Raw genomic sequence first — 18,928 nt, 5'->3', positions numbered from 1 at the left:
GGGCGGGCCCTCAGAAGATCTCGGGGCACCACGGCGCGCGCGCGGCGCGGAACAGCCGATCCGCGCGCTCGACGGCGCCCTCGGAGAGCTGCTCGACCTGGCCGGCGTCGGCGAGGCACCGGAACGAGACGCCGCCGAGGTACGCCGAGCCGAGCGCCGCGACGTCGAGGCGGAGGTCCGGCGCCGCGCTGGTCCGCGCCGCGCGCCGCTCGCCGCCGTCGAGCCGGAACCGGCCGGCGTTCCAGGGGCAATCGCGGTCGGCGATCTCGAGCGTGAGCGCCTCGGCGCTGCCGTAGGCGCGCGCCGCGAGCGCGGCCTCGACGTCCACGATGCGCACCCAGATCCCGTCGCTCGCCGTGAGGCGCAGGCGCCGCGGCTCGACGAGGAGCAGGCCGAGCGGGTGATCCGGCGGCAGGAGGCTCGCCTCGATCCGCTGCGCCAGGTCGATGTCGAAGAGGTAGCGCCAGATGAGCCGGGTCCCGAGCGGCGTCGCGCCGATCGCCTCGATCACGCGGATCGAGCCGACCGGGATGCTGGAAGCGTCCCACTTGTGGTGCATGCAGTAGATCGCGTACGCCTCCGCGCGCCCGTCGACCTCGATGACGACGCGCTGGAGCGGGCCGCCCCCCTGGCGGGTGAAGTCGTTGTCGGCGAGCCGGCGGACCTGCCACCACGCCTTCGAGCGCGCGAGCATCCCGGGGGCGAACGCGCGGGCGCGCTCCCAGACCGGCGCGAACGCCTCGATCGCCGCCGCCTCGTCGAGCAGCCGCGCACGCCCCTCTGCGCCCGCCTCGTGGCGGAACGCGGCGCGGTCCCGCTCGATCGAGATGGAGCACGCCTGGGACGCGATGCCGTAGCCGAAGCGGCCGTAGATGCCGCCCTCCGTGGCCCAGAGCGAGGAGATCGGCCGCCCCTCGGCCCGCGCGTCGTCGAGGTGCCGGCGGATGAGGCGCGTGAGGATGCCGCGGCGGCGGTGCGTCGGGTTCACCGCGACCATGGTGAGCCCTGCGACGGGCACGGCGCCGCCCGGGGTGGTCATCGTGAGCGAGAACGAGCCGGCGGCCCCGACGACCGACGCGCCCTCGTAGGCGCCGATGCGCGACGTGAGCTCCGGGAGGCGCTTCACGCCCTCGAGGCGCTCGGGGGTCGTGGGCATGCCGAACGCGGTGAGGATGGGCTGACGGAACTCGGCGTGCTGCTCGGCCGCCATCTGCCGGAGCTCGATATCCATGTGGGCACGATAGCAAAGGAGCCGCGCGCGCTGGCGCAGAAGCAAAGGAGCGGCGCGCGCCCGCGGCGGCCTACGCGCTCAGCCGCTCCCGCTCCCGCGCCGCCGCGCGCCGGATGCGCGTCTTCAGCCACGCCTCGATGAGCGGCCACACCGTGAGCGGCGCGTCCCTCCCGACCACGATGTCGAGATGTCCGCGCGGGAACTCGCGGTACGTTTTGTCCGAGGACCGGCTGAAATCGTAGGCCGGCTTCACGGACGCCGGCGGCGCGAGGTCGTCGTGCGCGCCGGCGACGACGAGGAGCGGCAGATCCAGGCCCTCGAACGCCTTGGCGTAGCCGAAGAGGCTCCCCATGTGCTGGCCGCTCTTCCGCGACGCCGCCGCGTCCAGGAACATGTTCCGCAGCACCGTGATGCTGCCGCTGTCCATCGCGAGCGACATGTGCTGCGTGAGCACGCGGGTCTCCATCGAGCCCGGGACGAACCCGCGGATCGGCAGCGGGAAGATCGGGCTCTCGATGAACGCGCGCACGAACCGGAACGGCTCCCCCCACGCCGACAGCGGCAGCGCCCCCTGCCCGAGCGGGACCCGCTGATCGACCGTCAGCATCAGCCGGCCGACCAGCTCGAGCACCCGCGACCCGTGCGTGAACAGGTAAGGGCTCCCGAGGGTGATGATCCCGCCGACCGCGTCGCCCATCGTCGGCGCCGTCGCGTAGCTGATGAGCCCCCCGAGCGAGTGCCCGATCAGGTACACCGGCCGCGGGCCCGAGATGCGCCGGACCTCCTCGATCGCCGCCGGCACGTCCTCGCGGACGAAATCGGTCACGTGACCCGGCCGCCGCGCGCCGAGGTGCCGCGACCGCCCGTGCCCGCGCAGATCCAGGTTGAAGACGTCGAAGCCCGCCCGCGCCAGGTAGTTCGAGAAGCTGCGCGACGGCAGGTGCCAGATGTACCGGTTCTGGCCGTACCCGTGGATCAGCAGCACGCTCGCCACCGTGCTCCGCAGCCGCGCGCTGCGCTTCCGGATCATCGCGAGCGGCACGTCGTGCACCACCGGCTCCCGGTCGACCACCGGGTCCTCCCCGCCCGGCGCGCGCGCCCCCTCGATCCCGCGGCTCGCCGGCGCGACCTCGACCGCCGTGCTGCGGACCCGCACCACCACGAGCTCCTTGATGAACCTGTCCCGCTCATCGCGGTCGACCGTCTGCTCGACCTGAGACTGATGCAGGATCATCCTTTCCGTCTATTGCGGATTATTTTGCCGTGCGCAACCTCGGGCCGACGCGCTTCGCGCGCCGGGGACGCCGGCGCGGCGGCGCCGCCAGCGCCGGTGTCGCACGGCCGCCCAGGTCAGGGCGCGAGCGAGCGCGCTCGGGCACGCCCGGGTGGAAAAAGCTCTGCCTTGGGCGGTCCGCGGGCGTCACACCGCGCGGCGTCTCGTGTACCCTCCCCCTCGGCTGGTCCCCGGTGTACCGGGGCGCGCGGAGAACCGGAGCTTGGCCTCGGCGCGTTCGTTCCGTGCGTGCCCGGATCCGGCCTTGACCTTACGCATCGCTAGGTGACCTACAATGTACCACTTGAAGATGGGTCGGCTGCTCGCGGTCGGGGTGCCTGCCAGGGCCGCCGCGCTCGCCGCGTTGCTCGGCGCCGTGTGCTTCGTCGGGACGGCCCGCGCGCAGTCGAAGGACGGCGGCGGCAGCAATCCGGACGACGCCGTCGCCGCGGACGAGCAGGCCAAGGACGAGCAGGCCAATGACGAGCAGGCCAAGGACGACAAGGCGCCCGCCGCGAAGGACGACGTGCCGGAAGCGCCGCCCGAGGCCGCGGACGACAACAGCCCGTTCGAGAAGGACGGCAAGGCCCACAAGTTCATCGGCCTCCGGCTCCGGAACGTCATCGTCCCGAAGTTCATGATCAACCTGTTCGCCGACGGCGGCGCGACGGTGAACGTGTTCATGATCGGCCCGGAGTTCACCTCGCGCAAGAACGGGCTCGAGATCGATCTCGCGCTGTCCTACGCCGACTACTCGATGGATCCCTTCCTCTTCAAGGGGAAGAACGACGACCAGTTCGCCTGGGAAATGGTGTCGAGCGACATGAAGCTCCTCTATTTCACGAGCGACCTCCTCTTCGACGTCCCCATCGACGACAAGGGCCGCTTCTCGCTCCTCGTCGGCGGCGGCGTCGGGCTCGGCCTCGTGTTCGGCGATCTCCACCGCGCCCAGGCGTACCCGGGCGCCCCGGGGTCGAACCCGAGCCCCGACGACGTGAGCGCGTGGCGGAAGTGCTCCGGCGTGGGCGGCCCGGGCGGCGCCTACTGCGACGGCTCCAACAACCATTACGGCGATTACAGCGAGCCGAGCTGGGTCAACGGGGGCTCGAAGCCGTCGGTGTTCCCGTGGATCTCGTTCCCGCAGGTGAGCTTCCGGTACAAGCCGATCAAGCAGCTGCAGACGCGGCTCGACGCCGGATTCTCCATCACGGGCTTCTTCTTCGGGCTGTCCGCCGGATATGGCCTCTGATCGAGGGATCGCGTGACGTCACACCCGCTGTTTCCCCCGCGATATGAGCCGATCGGGACGCTCGGAAAGGGCGGCGGCGGCGAGGTGTGGGCGGTGCGCGACCGGATCACCGGCAAGGCGGTCGCGCTGAAGACGCTCGGCGAGGACGCGGACGAGCCGGAGGTGCTCGCGCTCGTCCGCGAGGCGGCGGCGCTGTCGGGCGTCGAGGGCCTCGGCGTGCCGCGCGTGCTTCGCTTCGGCCGGCTGCCCGCGTCGGGGCGGCCCTTCATGGTGCGCGAGCTCGTCGAGGGGACGAGCCTCGCCGACCTGCTCGCGCGCAAGGGCGACCTGGCCAGGAACCTCGCGGCCATCGCCGACGCGGCCGACCAGCTCACGCGCCTGCACCGCGCGCTCCTGCTGCACGGCGACGTGAAGCCCGCGAACATCATCGTCGGCGAGGGCGGGCGCGCCACGCTTGTCGACCTCGGCCTCGCCGCGCCGTTCCGCGACGACGGCTCGCGGCCCGTGGGCCTCACGCCCCGCTACGCCGCCCCCGAGCTCTTCAAGGGCGACCCGCTCACCGTCCGCGCCGAGGTGTTCGCGCTCGGCGCGACCCTCGCCGAGGCGCTCCGCCAGAGCGAGGGCGAGGGCGCGCGCGATCCGAAGGTCATAGGCGCGCTCCAGGAGGTCGTCGACCGGGCCACCGCCAGGGAGCCGAACGCGCGCTACCCGAGCGCGGACGAGCTCGCGAACGCGCTCCGGCGCGCCGCGCGGCTCCCCTGCGGGCCGAGCGAGGAGCCCGCAGGGCCCGCCGAGCCGGGCGCGCGGCCCGACGCCGGCGCGGGCGCGGTGGTCTGGCCGATCGTCGGGCTGGACGCGCCGTCCGGCCGGCTGCTCGCGCAGATCATGGCGCTGCCCGCGGGCTCCGGGCTCTCGATCGCCGGGCCGCCCGGGTCCGGGCGGAGCGCGCTGCTCCGGCGCATCGCGTGGTCGCTCGAGGTCGGCGGGTACGCCGTCGCGTGGGTCGAGGCGGCCCGCGTGGCCGACCCGCGCGGGGCGCTCGCGATCGAGCTGTCGGCGCACGATCTCGGCCGGGTGACGGCGCTCGTCGACGACGCCGATCGGCTCGGCGACGCGGAGATCGAGCGGCTCGACGAGGTCCGGAGGGCCGGCGGCAAGCTCGTGCTCGTGCTCGGGGACCCGCGGGAGCGCGCCGCCGACGGCGCCCCGGCGGCCGGCGCGCCCTCGCCCGGCCGCGCCGCCGACTTCGCCCGTGGGTTCCAGCGCTTCGAGATGGCGCCGCTCGACGAGCAGGTCGCCCGCGAGCTCGTGCAGCGCACCATCCTGTCGCTGAGCGACGCGGTGGCCGCGCACGTCGTCGCGCGCGCGGGCCGGTGGCCCGGGCGCATCCGGGAGATCGTCGCGCGCATCGCGCGCGCGCCCGTCGCGTCGACCGAGGACGTCGATCGGCTGCTCGAGGCGCCCCCCGCCTCGGGGGCGGCGGCGTCCGGGCCGGGCGGCGCCGGCGCCGAGGGCGCGGCGCTGCCGCCGGCGGAGATCCACCGGCTGCTCGACCGCGGCCACTTCGACGCGGCCGCGGAGGCGCTCGGCCGGCTCCAGGGCGACGGCTCGCCCGTCGTGGTGATCGCGCGCGCGCGGCTCGCCGTGAACCGCGGCGACACCGCGCGGGCGCTCGCGGAGCTCGCGCGCGCGAAGGACCAGGTCGAGGCCTCGGGCGATCGCGCGCAGGCGGCGTTCTGGTCGCTGCAGATGGCCCGGGCGCTGCTCCGCACCGGCGACTACGGCGAGGCGGAGCGCCGCGCGGGCGAGGCCGTCGAGCGGGTGGGCCCGGTCAAGCTCGAGGCGGAGCTCCCCGGCGAGCCGCGCCCCGAGCTCGCGACGGCCGCCGCGTTCGGCGCCTCGCCCGAGGCGATCGTCGCCGAGGCGGTGGCGACGCGCGGGCTCGCGCAGAGCTTCGCCTCGCGGCACGAGGACGCGAAGCGCACGCTGGAGCACGCGGTGCGGCTCGCGCGGCTCACGGGCGAGCCGCGGATCCTCTCGGTCGCGCTCGTCTCGCTCGCGTTCGCGCTCCAGCGGGACGACCGCCTCAGCGAGGCGAAGACCGTCTACGAGGAGGCGCTCACGGCGGCGGAGCAGGCCGGCGACGCGGGCACGCTCGCGACGACCCGCCTGAACCTCGCCGCGCTCACGAAGCTCCAGGGCGACCTCGGCGCGGCCATCCGCCACCTCGAGGCGGCCGTCGACCTGGGCCGGCGCTCGGGCCGCGTGACGACGATCCGGCAGGCGCTCCTCAACCTCGCGAACCTCGACCTCTACCTCGGGCGGCTCGCGCGCGCCCGGGTGTCGCTCGACGCGCTCGCGGCCCAGCGCGCGGATCTCGCGCCGCAGCAGCACGCCCAGCTGCTCGCGCTCGAGGCGGAGCACGCGGCGCGCTCCGGCGACCTCGAGCAGGCCGAGCGGCTCTGCCTGGAGTGCGCCGAGGCGTACGAGGCGATGGGCCGGCGGATCGACGGGGTCGAGGCGCGGCTCGAGCGCGTGCTCTTCGCGGTGGCGCGCGCCGGCGCGGACCCGCGCGCCCTCGGCGAGGAGATCGACGTGGCGGCGGAGCGCCTCGGGACGACCGGCGCCCACCGGGCGCTGCTCGCGCTCGCGCGCGGGCGCGTCGCGGCGCTCGCGCGCGACGAGCGGCGGGCCCGGGCGGCGTACGACGAGGCGCTCGAGGCGGCGCGCGCGGCGGGCCAGCGCGACTGGATCTGGCGCGCGCTGGAGGCGCGGGCGCAGCTCGAGACGGAGCGCGGGCACCTCATCCGGGCGCGCCACGACCGCGAGGAGGCGCTGATCACGCTGGAGGAGATCGCCTCCAAGCTGCCGCGCGACCTCCGGGAGGTCTTCTGGAACGACGCGCGCCGCAAGGAGATCCGGGCGGCGGCGATGCTCGAGCTGATGAGCAGCCGCACGGTGCCGTTCGCCCAGCCGGGCGCGGCGCCGGCGCCCGGCGCGGCGCCCGCGCAGGGCGGGGCGTCCCAGGCCGCAGCGCCGCCGCCGGGCGAGGACCGGCTGGCGCGGGTGCTCGAGATCAACCGGGAGATCGCGGGCGAGCACGACCTCACGCGCCTGCTCGCGAAGGTGACCGATCACGCGATCGCGCTGCTCCAGGCGGAGCGCGGGTTCATCATCCTGCAGCGTCCGCCGCGCGGCGAGCCGCCGCCCGCCGCGGGCGAGGGCGCGGTCGATCTCTCGATCCACGCCTCGCGCGACCAGGCCGGGGACGATCCGCACGCGCGCTTCTCCAGCTCGATCGCCGAGCGGGTGATCTCCACGGGCGAGCCGGTCGTGACCGCGAGCGCGCGGGACGACGCGCGCATGAGCGATTACGTCTCGGTCCACCAGCTCATGCTGCAGTCGGTCGCCTGCGTGCCGATCCGGCAGCGGAGCGGGCAGGTGATCGGCGCGCTGTACCTGGAGACGCGCCTGAGCGCGGCGGCGAAGTTCGAGGCCGAGCTCCCCACGCTGACGGCGCTGGCCGATCAGGTGGCGATCGCGATCGAGACCGCGCGCCTCGTCGGCGAGAACGAGCGCCGCGCCCGGGAGCTGGAGCGCGCGAACGAGGAGCTGCGCGCCGCGCGCGCGAAGCTGGAGGAGCTCCTCGGCCACCGCACCGCGCAGCTCGCCGCGACGCGGCGGGATCTGCGCTCGGCGCGCGCGGTGATCCGCGGCCATTTCGGCTACGAGGGCCTGGTCGGCACGAGCGAGGCGATGCGCCGCGTGTACGCGCTGATCGACCGGGTGAAGGACACGGACATCCCGATCCTCATCACGGGCGAGAGCGGGACGGGCAAGGAGGTCGTCGCGCGGACGATCCACAACGCGAGCCCGCGGGCGAAGAAGCCGTTCGTGGGCGTCAACTGCGGCGCGATCCCGGAGCACCTCCTGGAGAGCGAGCTCTTCGGGCACGTGCGCGGCGCGTTCACGGGCGCCGATCGCGACCGCAAGGGGCTCTTCCGCGAGGTGACCGGCGGGACGATCCTCCTCGACGAGATCGGGGAGATGCCGCAGAAGATGCAGGCGGGCCTGCTGCGGGTGCTGCAGGAGAAGGTCGTCCGCCCGGTCGGCGGCGCGCGCGAGGAGCCGGTGGACGCGCGGGTCATCGCGGCGACGCACCGGGATCTCGCCGACATGGTCTCGCGCGGCACGTTCCGCGAGGACCTCTATTACCGGCTGCACGTCGTCGAGGTGCGGGTCCCGTCGCTGCGCCAGCGGATCGAGGATATCCCGCTGCTCATCGACTACTTCCTCGGGATCTTCGCCGCGCGCTACGGCCGGGATCGCCGCAGCGTCTCGCGCGCCGCGCTGAAGCGGCTGTCGGCGTACAGCTGGCCCGGCAACGTGCGGCAGCTCGAGAACGTGCTGCTCAACGCGTGGGTCTTGTCGGACCGCCCCGAGCTGGAGAGCGACGACTTCGAGCTCCCCGACGCGGCGCCGCGGTCGCTCCGTGGCGCCGAGGCCCCGCCCCCGTCGCGCGCGCCGCTCGGCGGCGGGGCTCCAGCGAGCGCCGGCCGGGCCCCGCCGTCGAGCGAGCCTCTCCGCGTCGAGACGTCGCTCGACGCGCACAAGGCGAGCGAGCGCGAGCGGATCCTTGTGGCGCTGTCGAGCTGCAACTGGAACCGGGTGAAGGCGGCGCAGGTCGTTGGCTTGCCGCGCCGGACGTTCTACCGGCGCCTGAAGGAGTACGGGATCCAGTGAGCGCTCGCCGCCGCGCCCCGGGCGCCGGCGGGGTGGGGCGGCGCGCGCTGCGGTCTTGCCGGGCCGCGCGCGCGAGGGCACGCTTGGGCCGCGCGGAGCGGGCGCGCCCTGCCGGCGCGCCACCCCGAGACACGCGCAGGATCCCGTGAGCGATCGATCGAACCTCGCAGCCTCCATCGACGGTGCGCCCCTCCAGGACGAGGAGGCGCGCGATCTCTGGACGCGCTTCAGCCGGTACATGGATGAGCATCGCGGCGACATGGCGGGCTTCGCGCGCGAGAACGGCTACGTCAGCGTGACGCCGACCTTCGATCGCGGGCGCGCGCTGCTCGTGGTCCGGACGACGGAAGCGCCGCCGGAGAAGCCCGCGCCGCGGGGTGGTGGCGGGGGCGAGCCGGGGCCGCGCGGCGGCGGCAAGCCGGCTTCACGTGGCGGCGGCAAGCCGGGCCCGCGGGGCAGCGGTAAGCCGGCGCGCGGCGGGCGGCGGCGCTGAGAGACCGTCCTCGGTCTCTCGTCCCGGTCTTCTGTTCTCCTCTTCCCTCTCCCCTCTTCCCCTCTTCCCTCTCCCGTCTTCCCTCTCCCGTCTTCCCTCTCCCGTCTTCCCTCTTTCCTCTCCACTCTCCCCTCTTCGTGCGCGTGCGCGTGCGCGATTCCCCCGGAATCAGCGCGCACGCGCACGCGCACGAAGGACGCGCACGGGAGACGAAAGACGGGAGACGGGAGACGGGAGACGGGAGACGAAAGGCGGGAGATGGGAGACGGGAGAGGGAAGGCGGAAGACGGAAGCTTGAAGTAGAACCTCTGCCCTTCGGCCTCTCAAAACCTCTCTCGCTCGAACCGCCCCGGGCTGATGGGCACCCGGGAGTCGCGCGCGGCGCCCTCCTCCGGGCGCGCCGTGATCCGGCCGGAGAGGACCGCCTCCGCCAGCTCGCGGACCTCGGGGCTCGTCGCGCGATCGGCGCGCGCGAGCGCCTGCTCGGCCGCGGCGCGGGCCTCGGCCGCGCGGCCCGCGAGCGCGTGCGTCCGCGCGATCTCGGCGAGCGTCGCGGAGAGCTCCGCGGCGTTGCCCGAGACGTCCAGGAGCCGCTTCGCGCTCAGGTACAGCGCCAGCGCCGCGCCGAGATCCCCCTGGATGCGCGAGAGATCGCCGCGCGCCCGGAGCACCCCCGCCTGCCCCGCGCCGTCCTCGAGCACCTCGAACAGGGCGAGCGCCTGCTCGTAGTCCGAGAGCGCGTCCTCCAGATCCGACGCGTCGGCCGCCGCGACGCCCACGAGCTCGGCCACCAGCTCGAACTGCTTGCGGCGGAGATCGCCCCGCGCCTTGAGCGTCGCGGCCTGGCCCCGGCGCTCGAAGCCGGTGCGGAACAGCGCGAGCGCCCGGTCGTAGTCGCGCACCGCGTCCACGAGGTCCTCCTGCAGCGAGCGCATGTCCCCGCGCGCCTTCAGCACGGCGGCCTGCCCCAGCACGTCGCGCGTCGCCGTGAACAGCTCGAGCGCCTGATCGTAATCCCGCTCGGCGCCCGCGAGGTCCTCCTGCCGGGTCCGCAGATCGCCGCGCGCCTTCAGCACGCCGGCATGGCCGAGGTGGTCCTCGGTGGCCTGGTACAGCGTGAGCGCCCAGTCGTAGTCGCGCGCCGCGCCCGTCATGTTGTCCTGGCCGAGCCGCATGTCGCCGCGCGCCTTCAGCACGCTGGCCTGCCCGCTTCGATCCCCCGCGCCCTGGAACAGCGCGAGCGCGGTGCTGTAGTCGCGCGCCGCGCCCGGCAGGTTGCGGAGGCGGACGCGCAGATCGCCGCGCGACTTGAGCGCCCGCGCGTGCGCCGCGCCGTGCGGGCGGGCGCGGGGCGACTCCGTGGGCCCCGCGCCGTCGGCGTCGGGGGCGGCCGCGCGCGAGCCGGCACGCGGCTTGAGCGGCTCGCGATCGCCGAGCTGCAGGAAGAGCTGGATGGCCAGATCGTAGTCGCAGACCGCGCCGCCGAGATCGCCCTCCTCGGCGCGCGCGAAGCCCCGCGCCCGCAGCGCCTCCCCCTCCCCCGCGCGGTCGCCCGCGGCCTGGAACAGCGCGAGCGCCTCGTCGTAGTCGCGCACCGCCTGGACGGGGACGCCCTCCCGCAGGCGCAGCGCGCCGCGATCCATGAGCACCTGGGCCTGGCCGAGCCCGTCGCCCGCGGCCTGGAACAGTGCGAGCGCTTCGTCGTAATCGCGCGCGGCGCTCGCGCAGTCGTTGCGCCGGAGCAGCAGGTTGCCGCGCTCGCGCAGCGCGTGGCCGCGCGCCTCCGGCGCCGTGCCGGCGAGGCTCGGGGGCGCGCCGCTCGATCGGGGGGCCCGCACCGCGCCGTCGCCGAGCACCTCGGACAGCGAGCCGCTCTTCGGGGCGCAGCGATCCGACGCGCTCTCGAACGAGCGCTGCGTGGCAGGCTCTCCATCCACGCCCTTCAGCTCGGACTGGGCTTCTGCGCGGCGACGCATGATAGACGGAACATCATACCGCGACCGCGCCCCCCTCGTGGAGACATTGCGCCGACGCCCGCGCGTCGATGCACATTCCGACTCCGCGCCTTCCTCGCCCTCCACGCCTCCACGTACACGCGTCGGCGCGTCGCCGTACATTTCCGCGATGGCGCTTTTCGTCGCGGTCAGCGCGGCCCTCGACCCCGCCGTCCGGGTCGCGAGCCGCAGCGCGGCGACGCCCCGAATGTGCCGCCGCGCACCGCCGCGGTTCGCTCCCCCACGCAGGCGACGGCGACGCGGCGGCCCGACCTCGCCAGGCCCCGCGCCGCGGCGGTCAGAGGCCCTTGCGCGAGACGAGCACCGCGTCCCGCTCGACCTCGTACATCGCGCTCGTCACGAGCGCCGCGGCCGTGCGCTCGCGCACGTTGAGCACGCGCAGCTCGGCGTAGGTCTCGTCCGGGAGCAGCTCCTCGTCGACGCCGAACTTCGGCGCGTCGACCTGCGCCGGCCGCTCGTCCTGCACCCGCGGCCGGAGCGTCGCCAGCTTGCCGGCGCCCCCGAGCTGCTGCACCCAGCGGTCGCCGCGCCGGACCGCGAAGAAGCGCTGCCCCGGCTTCACCCCGTCCTTCTCGCCCTTGTCGATGAACACCACCTGGTGCTGCCCGAACAGCTGGTAGGGGTAGATCGCCGCGATGATCCGCGCCTCGAGGTCCGCGTCGGCGCTCGCCGGCGGCACCACGTCGAAGCGGCGCGCCACCGAGCCGACCCGGTCCCCGCGCTCGACAACGTCGAGCGACTCGATGAGCCGCGCGCGCACCATGTGCGTCTTCGGGTTGTAGCGATCGACGCGCGCGGTGCCGCGCACGGTCACGAGCTCGCCCTTGTCGTCGCCGCCGCTCTTCACCTTCTTGATCTCGCGGAAGATCGTGAGCTCCTGGCCGATCGCGACCTCGTGGTCGCCCGAGAGGCGGAGGTAGACGTCGTCGCCCTCGCTGAGGAGCATCTGGTCGTCGGGGCTGGCGACGAGCTCCCCCCACGTGTCCTTCTTCACGTCGTCGACCCAGCCGAGGTCGCGCAGGAAGATCGTCTTCGCCGGCACCCGCCCCCCGCGGCCCGCCTTGGTCAAGCCGAGCCCGATGCTGCCGCGGGTCGGGGCCTCGTTCGGGTCGCGGAGCCGGATCCGGTCGCCCGGGTAGATCCAGTGCGGGTTCTGGAGCTGCGGGTTCAGCGCCCAGACCTGCGGCCAGGCGTAAGGGTTCGTGTAGTACCTGCCCGAGATGTCCCAGAGCGTGTCGCCGCGCCGCACCGAGTGCGACTCGGGCACGAACTGCCCCTCGACGACGTAGCTCCCGTTCGCGCCGCCCCGCACCGAGGCGGGGCCCTCGCTGCGGCGGCCCAGATCGAAGCCGTCCGACGCGCGGGACGTGTCCGTGGTGCCGCGCGAGCTCGAGGGCAGGTGGGCGTTCGGATCGAACCCCGGCTGCGGGTAGCCCGGCACCACGACCTGCGTCTCGACGGTCGGCTGGGCCGGCGGGAGCTGGACCACGGTGACGCCCGGCCCGGCGCCCTCCTCGCCCCCCTGCTCCTGGGCGAGCGCCAGCGGCGTCGCCGCGGCGAGCGCCAGGGAGACCGGGACCAGCGTTGCCTTCGGGTGGAACTTCATCGCTTGCGCCTCGACGGGGTGGAGGGTGGCGGGCTCGGCGGCGGCGAGCCGCCCGGCGGCTCGTCGATCACGACGCCGTTCGCGGTCGAGCGGAGCACCGGCGGCCGCGCGCCGTCGTCCTCCGGCGCGAGCCGCACGACCTCGAGGTCGGGCCTGTCCAGCTCCTCCGGGGAGGCGGCGCGCGGCTCGGCCTCGTCCGGGCGCGCGGCGACGCGCGGGGCGACCCGCGCGCGCTCCAGCGAGCCCACCCGGTCCGCGAGCACGGCGTTGTCCGCGCGCACCCGGACGAGCTCCGCGCGCAGCTCGGCGAGCTGCTGTTCGACCGCGTCCCGCCCCCCGCCGCACCCGGCGGCGAGCGCGGCGAGCGCGAGCCCCATCGAGCCGATGCCCAGGCCAATCCTCATGCAGCGCCCAGCCTACCCGCCGCCGCGCCGGCCGGCCAAACGCACGGCGATCTCCGCGCGGCGCGCGGGTCGCTCCGGCGCGCCCCGATCGCCGCGCCGGGGCGACGCGCGCTCCGTAACGCGCCCCAATGCGCTCCGACGCCCTGCGCGACGTCGCGCGTTACGGAGCGCGCGCAGTTCTGCTAGGGTCGCGCCCCGAGGATCGAGCTGCGAGGGGTGAACGTGCGGAAATTCTTCTTGATTTTCCTGATCGCGGCGGCGAGCGCCGCGTGCGGCGGCGACGACGGCCCGGGGCCCGCGGAGACCGCGTGCTTCGACTACAGCAAGTTCGACGGGGCGACCCCCGAGGTGAGCTTCGCGACCGACGTCCTCCCCGTCTTCCAGCGGTCCTGCTCGTTCAGCTCGACCTGCCACGGCGCCGAGGCCGGCTCGGCCGGGTTCGCCTACCTCGGCCCGGCGGTGAGCGAGCAGGCCACGCCGGCGCAGATCGACGCGATCGTGGCCCAGAACGTCGGCGTCGCGTCGCGCGCGCCGTCCGGGATGCCGCGGATCGCGGCCGGCGACCCCGCGAACAGCTTCCTCATGCACAAGCTCGACGACACCCTGAGCTGCGGGGACCTCGAGTGCGCCCCCGACCAGTGCGGCGCCCCGATGCCCTACACCGGCGACACCCTGCCCGCGGCGGAGCGCGACGCCATCCGCCGGTGGATCCAGCAAGGGGCCAAGGTCAATTGATCGGCCGGCTCTCCGGCCACATCGTGGAAGAGGGCGACGAGGGCACGGTGGTGCTCGACGTCGCCGGGGTCGGCTACGAGGTGACGGTCCCGCTCGGCGCCGTGGGGCGCGCGCGCGGCCTCGCCGCGCCGTCCGGCTCGGACGCGATCACCCTGTTCGTCCACACCCACGTGCGCGAGGACGCGCTCCTCCTCTACGGCTTCGCGACCCGCGAGGACCGGGCGGCGTTCCGCGTGCTCATCGGCATCTCCAGCATCGGCCCGAAGATCGCGGTGGCCATCCTCAGCGCGCTCGGCGCGGGGGAGCTCGCCGCGGTCATCGCCCGCCGGGAGACCGCGCGCCTCACCGCCATCCCCGGCGTCGGCAAGAAGACCGCCGAGCGGCTCGTCCTCGAGCTGAAGGACAAGCTCGTCAACCTCCCCTCGGCCGCGCCCTCCGCCGCGGCGCCGCCGCCCGCGGCCGCCAGCGCGAAGCAGGACCTCCTGCACGGCGCGCTCACCCGCATGGGCTACCGGCCGGCCGAGGCCGAACGGGCCGTCGCCGCCCTCGGCGCGCGCGTCGACAGCGCCCCGCTCGGAGATCTCGTGCGCGACGCGCTCGCGCTCCTGTCCAAGTGAGCGCCGCGCAGGGCGCGCCGCCGGCGAGGCGAGCCGGCAGCCCCGCCGGGCCCAGCCGCCCGCGCACGCCGCCGGCCGCCCGCGCGCGCCGCCGGCCGCCCGCGCGCGCCGCCGGCCGCCCGCGCATGAAGGAGCGACAGACTGTCGACAGAGGGCGGCCGCGGCGAATATGCTCCCGCCGCCGTTCGCCTTGAGACCCTGTCCGGTCGCTCGTTGTGAGGAGGCCTGGTGATCACCTGTCCGAAGTGCTCCAAGGAAAATCAGGACCATTACAAGTTCTGCCTCGGCTGCGGCGCCGAGTTGCCTCGCGACGTTGCGCCGAAGAAGTTCGCGGCGGGCACCCCGCCCCACGGCGTGCCGGCGGCCTCGCGGTCGAACCAGCCCTACGGCGATGAGCCGACCGCCATCGGCACCGGCGCCCAGAAGGGCCCCGCGGTCGCGCCCCCGCCGCCCGCGCTCATCGATCCGGCGGCGTTCGCCACGCCGGTCCGCGGCGAGGACACCGGCACGAGCAGGAAGGCCGCCGCCGCGCAGCCGGCTTCGCCCGCGGCGTCGGCCGGCGCGGGGACGGTCGTCTGCCCGCAGTGCCAGGAGCCCAACCCGCCGTCGAACAAGTTCTGCGCGCTCTGCGGCTTCAAGCTCGTCAAGCCGGCGGGCGCCTCGGTGCAGCCGCCCGCGCCGGTCGTGTCCACGTCGGGCGCCGCGAACGTCGTGCTGACCGCGCTCCGGGCCGACGGCACCGAGGCCGGCTCGTACACCCTGCCCGCGAACCCCACGACCGTGGGGCGCGACGCGGGCGCGATCTTCGGCGGCGACAGCTACCTCTCCCCGCGCCACGCGACGTTCTCGATCAAGGGCGGGCGCCTCTTCGTCAAGGACGAGAGCTCGCTCAACGGCGTCTACCGCAGGCTGCGCAGGGACACGCCGGTGCAGCTCGAGAACGGCGACGTCTTCCGCATCGGCCAGGAGATCGTCCGCGTCGAGTCGCTCACCCCCGCGCCCGCGACGCCCGACGGGGTCGAGCGGCTCGGCAGCCCCTCGAAGGGCTACGTCGCGCGCCTGGCGCTGATCATCGGCAGGGACGCGACCGGCAACGCGTTCCCCGTCCCCGACACCGGCCTGCACCTCGGGCGCGAGCGCGGCGACATCCTCTTCCCCGAGGACGGCTACGTCTCCGGGCTCCACTGCCAGATCTCGCTCCAGGGCGGCCGGCTGTTCCTCACGGACCTCGGCAGCTCGAACGGCACCTTCCTCCGCGTCCTCGGCGAGACCGAGATCTCCGGGGGCGACATCCTGCTCATGGGCCAGCAGCTGTTCCGCGTGGGCGTGTGAGGCCACGCGGCCCGAGCTCCCAGGACACGCCCGTCCCGCTCGCACAACCCCACGCCCCGTCGTACGCTGGGCATCCCTGAGGCACTCGCCATGGAAATGGTCCGCACCATCCGCGTGGTCGCCGCCGTGATCGAACAGGACGGCCGATACCTCATCACCCAGCGCCGCCCGACCGCCGTGCTGCCGATGCTCTGGGAGTTCCCCGGCGGGCGCGTGGAAGAGTCCGAGACCGACGCGGCCGCGCTGAAGCGCGAGGTCCGGCACCGGCTCGGCGTCGAGATCGAGGTGGGCCAGCTGATCTCGTTCGTGAGCCACCCGTACGAGCGCTACATCGTCGACCTGTACCTCTACGAGTGTCACATCAAGAGCGGCGAGCTCGCCTCGCTGGCGGTGAACGCGTTCCGGTGGGTCACGAGCGCCGAGTTCGATCGCTACCCGTTCACGCCGGCCGACGAGGCCAGCATGAACAAGCTCCTCGGCATGGCCTGACGCGCCCGCGGCGGCCCGGCGCGCCGCCCTCACAGGCGCGGCGAGCGCCGGAGGAGCGCGAGGAACAGCGGCCCGCCGAGGACCGCGGTCACCGCGCCGACGGGCGGCTCCGTGCCGAGCCACCGGAACGAGAGGCGCGCGAGGAGGTCGCACGTCGTGAGCAGCACCGCGCCGGCGACCAGCGACAGCGGTAGCAGCCGCCGGTGATCCGCGCCGGCCAGCCGGCGGACCGCGTGCGGGACGATGAGCCCGACGAAGCCGATGAGGCCGGTGCGGCTGACGATCGCGCCGACCACGCACGAGGACGCGAAGAAGATCCGGCGCTCGACCGCGCGCACGTCGACGCCCAGGGTCCCGGCCGACTCGTCGCCGAGCGAGAGGAGGTTCAGGCGGGCGGCGTCGGCGAGGAGCACCGCGCAGCCGACGGCGACGTAGGCGGCGACGCCGAGGAGGACCGAGGCCGTGGGCAGCTCGACGAAGCCGATGAGCCACCGGAGCAGCTGCTGGGAGCGCGAGGGGGAGACGATCGTCTTCAGGAACGTGATGAGGCCGGCGGCGATGGAGTTCACGATCACGCCGGCGAGGAGCATCGAGGCGCCGGAGGTGCCCTCGGCCGCGCCGCGGGCGATGGCGTAGACGAGCACCGTCGCGACGAGGCCGCCGGCGAGCGCCGCCGCGGGCAGGAGCGTGGCGCCGAGGACGGTCGCCGAGCCGACGCCGAGCGCGATCGCGAGCGCGGCGCCGAGCGCGGAGCCGCCGGAGACGCCGAGCACGTACGGCTCGGCGAGCGGGTTGTGGAGCAGCGCCTGGAACGCGGCGCCCACGGCCGCGAGGCCGGCGCCGGAGATGGCCGCGAGGAGCACGCGCGGCAGGCGCACGTCGAGGAGGAGCGTCCGGTCGAGGCCCGGGCCCGCGAGGGCGCGCTCGACCGAGACGGGCTCGGCGCCGAGCAGAACGGCGAGGAGGAGCGCGAGGGCGAGCGCCGCGGGCGCCGCGGCGAGGGCGAGCGCGCGCGCGGGCCGAGACGCGCGGCCGGGCGCGGGCGCCGCGGCGGAGGCGAGCGCGGGCGCGCCCGCGGGCCGAGATGCGCGGCCGGGCGCGGGCGCCGTCAACCCTGGCCGCCTCCGCCCGCCGCGGTCGGGTGCGGGGACGGCCCGCCGCCGCGCTCGGCGTTCCGCTCGTAGATGAGGCGCAGCCCGGTGAGCGTCAGGTCGTCGTCGACCACCTCGATGGTCTCGGTCTGCGGCGCGATGAGCCGCGCCAGGCCGCCCGTGGCGATGACCCGGCACGGGTAGCCGAGCTCCCGCCGGAGGCGGTTCACGAGCCCGTCGACGAGCCCCGCGTAGCCGTACACGATGCCCGACTGCATCGAGTGGACGGGGTTGCGGCCGACGACCCGGGGCGGGAGCGCGATCTCCACGCGGGACAGCCGCGCGGCGCGGGAGAAGAGCGCCTCGGCGCTGATCTGGATGCCCGGCGCGATGACGCCGCCCAGGTACTCGCCCTTCGGGGTCACGCAGTCGAACGTGGTCGCCGTGCCGAAGTCGACGACGATGACGCCGGAGGCGGCGTGATCGCCCCGGGCGGGCTCGGGCGGCGGCGCGGGCTCGGGCGACCGCTTCATCCACTCGTGCGCCGCGACCGCGTTGACGATCCGGTCGGCGCCGACCTCGCGCGGGTTCTCGTAGAGGATGGCCATGCCGGTCTTGATGCCCGGGCCCACGACGAGCGGCTCGATGCCGAAGGCCCGCTCGACGAGCCCCACCATCGTGTCGGTCAGCGTCGGCACGACGCTCGCGATGATCGCGCTGTCGATGCGGGCGAGGTCGACGCGGCGGAGGTCGAGCATCTGCCGGACGAGCACCGCGTACTCGTCCGCGGTGCGCGAGCGCGCGCTCTCGCAGCGGAGGTGGTGCCGCAGCGCCTCGCCCTCCAGCACCCCGAAGCTGATGTTCGTGTTCCCGACGTCGATGGCGAGCAGCATGCTGGCTGGACTCTAGCGCCGCGCGCTGGAAATCACGGAGGGATTTCGGAAGCGCGCGGCGGCCTGCGGGCGGGGCGGTCCCCTCGGTTCTCCTCAGCGCTTGCGCGCGAGCGTCACCCCGTCGCGCACCGAGAGCATGACCTTCTCGACCCGGGGATCGCGGGCCACGAGGTCGTTGAAGGCGGCGATGGCGCGGCCGTCCGCGGTCACCGGGGCGACGACCTCGCCGCCCCAGAGGGTGTTGTCGGCGACGATCAGCCCGCCGCGGCGGACGCGCGGGAGGGCCTCCTCGAAGTAGGCCGAATACCGCTCCTTGTCGGCGTCGATGAACACGAGATCGAACGCCGGGCTCGCCGGCAGGGCGCGGATCGTCTCGAGCGCGTCGCCGAGCGCGATCCGGATCTTCTTGCCGTGCTCGCTGCGGTCGAAGAACGACCTGGCGACGCGGGTCACGTCGGGGTCGCGGTCGCAGGTGATGAGCTCACCGTCGGGCGGGAGCGCCTCGGCCATGCTGAGGGCCGAGTAGCCGGTGAAGGTGCCGATCTCGAGGACGCGGCGCGCCTGCATGAGGGCGCAGAGCAGCTTGAGCAGGGCGCCCTCGACCCGCCCGACCTGCATGCCTGCGCGCGGCTCGCTGGCGAGGGTGTGCTCGCGCAGCTCGTCGAGGAGCGCGGGAGGCGGCTCGGTGTGGTCGTGGACGTAGCGCTCCAGGTCTCGATCGAGGAGGGGGGCCATCGTGGAGGTTCCTTGTGGGGCC

At 74.8% G+C, this 18,928-nt stretch carries 15 protein-coding genes; 7 read left to right on the top strand and 8 right to left on the bottom strand.

Translation table 11 applies throughout. From position 1 onward, the window contains the following. Nucleotides 1-10: 10 nt before the first annotated feature. Complete coding sequence (locus WMF26_RS02585; protein WP_437999026.1) at nt 11-1,231, bottom strand: GNAT family N-acetyltransferase; 1,221 nt, start codon at nt 1,229-1,231, stop codon at nt 11-13. A gap of 70 nt (nt 1,232-1,301) precedes the next feature. Further along, complete coding sequence (locus tag WMF26_RS02580; RefSeq protein ID WP_437953804.1) at nt 1,302-2,465, bottom strand: alpha/beta hydrolase; 1,164 nt, start codon at nt 2,463-2,465, stop codon at nt 1,302-1,304. A 334-nt stretch (nt 2,466-2,799) separates the two neighbouring features. On the opposite strand from WMF26_RS02580, the gene WMF26_RS02575 reads away from it, so the two are divergent. The 3 genes from WMF26_RS02575 to WMF26_RS02565 all read left to right on the top strand — a co-directional run bounded on the left by WMF26_RS02575 (nt 2,800) and on the right by WMF26_RS02565 (nt 8,989). After that, nucleotides 2,800-3,753, top strand: coding sequence for a hypothetical protein (locus tag WMF26_RS02575; RefSeq protein ID WP_437999025.1), 954 nt, complete (start codon nt 2,800-2,802; stop codon nt 3,751-3,753). Nucleotides 3,754-3,765: 12 nt separating this feature from the next. Further along, complete coding sequence (locus WMF26_RS02570) at nt 3,766-8,496, top strand: sigma 54-interacting transcriptional regulator (RefSeq protein ID WP_437999024.1); 4,731 nt, start codon at nt 3,766-3,768, stop codon at nt 8,494-8,496. Nucleotides 8,497-8,641: 145 nt separating this feature from the next. Further along, nucleotides 8,642-8,989, top strand: coding sequence for a hypothetical protein (locus WMF26_RS02565; RefSeq protein ID WP_437999023.1), 348 nt, complete (start codon nt 8,642-8,644; stop codon nt 8,987-8,989). Nucleotides 8,990-9,312: 323 nt separating this feature from the next. Here the strand turns inward: WMF26_RS02565 and WMF26_RS02560 are convergent, their stop codons facing one another. From WMF26_RS02560 to WMF26_RS02550, 3 genes are all read right to left on the bottom strand, one after another. Next, on the bottom strand, nt 9,313-10,965 hold the full coding sequence (locus WMF26_RS02560) for a tetratricopeptide repeat protein (protein WP_437999022.1): 1,653 nt from the start codon (nt 10,963-10,965) through the stop codon (nt 9,313-9,315). A 316-nt stretch (nt 10,966-11,281) separates the two neighbouring features. Then, a complete protein-coding gene (locus WMF26_RS02555; protein WP_437999021.1) occupies nt 11,282-12,610 on the bottom strand; it encodes a LysM peptidoglycan-binding domain-containing protein in 1,329 nt (442 codons plus the stop codon). Then, nucleotides 12,607-13,014 (bottom strand): hypothetical protein, encoded by a 408-nt coding sequence (locus tag WMF26_RS02550; RefSeq protein WP_437317709.1) that lies wholly within the window; start codon nt 13,012-13,014, stop codon nt 12,607-12,609. The genes WMF26_RS02555 and WMF26_RS02550 overlap by 4 nt, the downstream gene beginning before the upstream one ends. A gap of 216 nt (nt 13,015-13,230) precedes the next feature. On the opposite strand from WMF26_RS02550, the gene WMF26_RS02545 reads away from it, so the two are divergent. From WMF26_RS02545 to WMF26_RS02530, 4 genes are all read left to right on the top strand, one after another. Beyond that, nucleotides 13,231-13,749, top strand: coding sequence for a hypothetical protein (locus tag WMF26_RS02545; RefSeq protein WP_437999020.1), 519 nt, complete (start codon nt 13,231-13,233; stop codon nt 13,747-13,749). Then, on the top strand, nt 13,746-14,366 hold the full coding sequence (ruvA, locus tag WMF26_RS02540; protein ID WP_437999019.1) for a Holliday junction branch migration protein RuvA: 621 nt from the start codon (nt 13,746-13,748) through the stop codon (nt 14,364-14,366). The genes WMF26_RS02545 and ruvA overlap by 4 nt, the downstream gene beginning before the upstream one ends. Before the next feature lie 228 nt (nt 14,367-14,594). Beyond that, nucleotides 14,595-15,698: an FHA domain-containing protein gene (locus WMF26_RS02535; RefSeq protein ID WP_437999018.1), complete on the top strand. Its 1,104-nt coding sequence runs from the start codon at nt 14,595-14,597 to the stop codon at nt 15,696-15,698. A 90-nt stretch (nt 15,699-15,788) separates the two neighbouring features. Then, complete coding sequence (locus tag WMF26_RS02530) at nt 15,789-16,187, top strand: (deoxy)nucleoside triphosphate pyrophosphohydrolase (protein ID WP_437317705.1); 399 nt, start codon at nt 15,789-15,791, stop codon at nt 16,185-16,187. Between the two features lie 29 nt (nt 16,188-16,216). On the opposite strand, the gene WMF26_RS02525 is transcribed toward WMF26_RS02530, so the two are convergent. The 3 genes from WMF26_RS02525 to WMF26_RS02515 form a co-directional block, all read right to left on the bottom strand. Then, the gene (locus tag WMF26_RS02525) at nt 16,217-17,299 is read right to left on the bottom strand and encodes a FecCD family ABC transporter permease (protein WP_437999017.1); all 1,083 of its coding nucleotides are present in this window, start codon (nt 17,297-17,299) and stop codon (nt 16,217-16,219) included. Further along, complete coding sequence (locus WMF26_RS02520; protein WP_437999016.1) at nt 17,296-18,171, bottom strand: type III pantothenate kinase; 876 nt, start codon at nt 18,169-18,171, stop codon at nt 17,296-17,298. Before WMF26_RS02520 ends, WMF26_RS02525 begins: the two co-directional genes overlap by 4 nt. Nucleotides 18,172-18,264: 93 nt before the next feature. Further along, entirely contained in the window at nt 18,265-18,906 is a 642-nt protein-coding gene (locus WMF26_RS02515; RefSeq protein ID WP_437953791.1) for an O-methyltransferase, read from the bottom strand. Nucleotides 18,907-18,928 lie beyond the last annotated feature (22 nt).

It is taken from the genome of Sorangium sp. So ce185, from assembly GCF_051526825.1.
Lineage (GTDB): Bacteria > Myxococcota_A > Polyangia > Polyangiales > Polyangiaceae > Sorangium > Sorangium cellulosum_D.
The sequence above is the reverse complement of the archived record's forward strand: the minus strand, read 5'-3'. Positions and strand labels throughout refer to the sequence as shown.

Coding starts and splice junctions, on each gene's coding strand:
- WMF26_RS02520 (WP_437999016.1), bottom strand. CDS start 18,171: ATGCTGCTCGCCATCGACGTCGGGAACACGAACATCAGCTTCGGGGTG.
- WMF26_RS02560 (WP_437999022.1), bottom strand. CDS start 10,965: ATGCGTCGCCGCGCAGAAGCCCAGTCCGAGCTGAAGGGCGTGGATGGA.
- WMF26_RS02585 (WP_437999026.1), bottom strand. CDS start 1,231: ATGGATATCGAGCTCCGGCAGATGGCGGCCGAGCAGCACGCCGAGTTC.
- WMF26_RS02530 (WP_437317705.1), top strand. CDS start 15,789: ATGGAAATGGTCCGCACCATCCGCGTGGTCGCCGCCGTGATCGAACAG.
- WMF26_RS02515 (WP_437953791.1), bottom strand. CDS start 18,906: ATGGCCCCCCTCCTCGATCGAGACCTGGAGCGCTACGTCCACGACCAC.
- WMF26_RS02580 (WP_437953804.1), bottom strand. CDS start 2,465: ATGATCCTGCATCAGTCTCAGGTCGAGCAGACGGTCGACCGCGATGAG.
- WMF26_RS02555 (WP_437999021.1), bottom strand. CDS start 12,610: ATGAAGTTCCACCCGAAGGCAACGCTGGTCCCGGTCTCCCTGGCGCTC.
- WMF26_RS02550 (WP_437317709.1), bottom strand. CDS start 13,014: ATGAGGATTGGCCTGGGCATCGGCTCGATGGGGCTCGCGCTCGCCGCG.
- WMF26_RS02575 (WP_437999025.1), top strand. CDS start 2,800: ATGTACCACTTGAAGATGGGTCGGCTGCTCGCGGTCGGGGTGCCTGCC.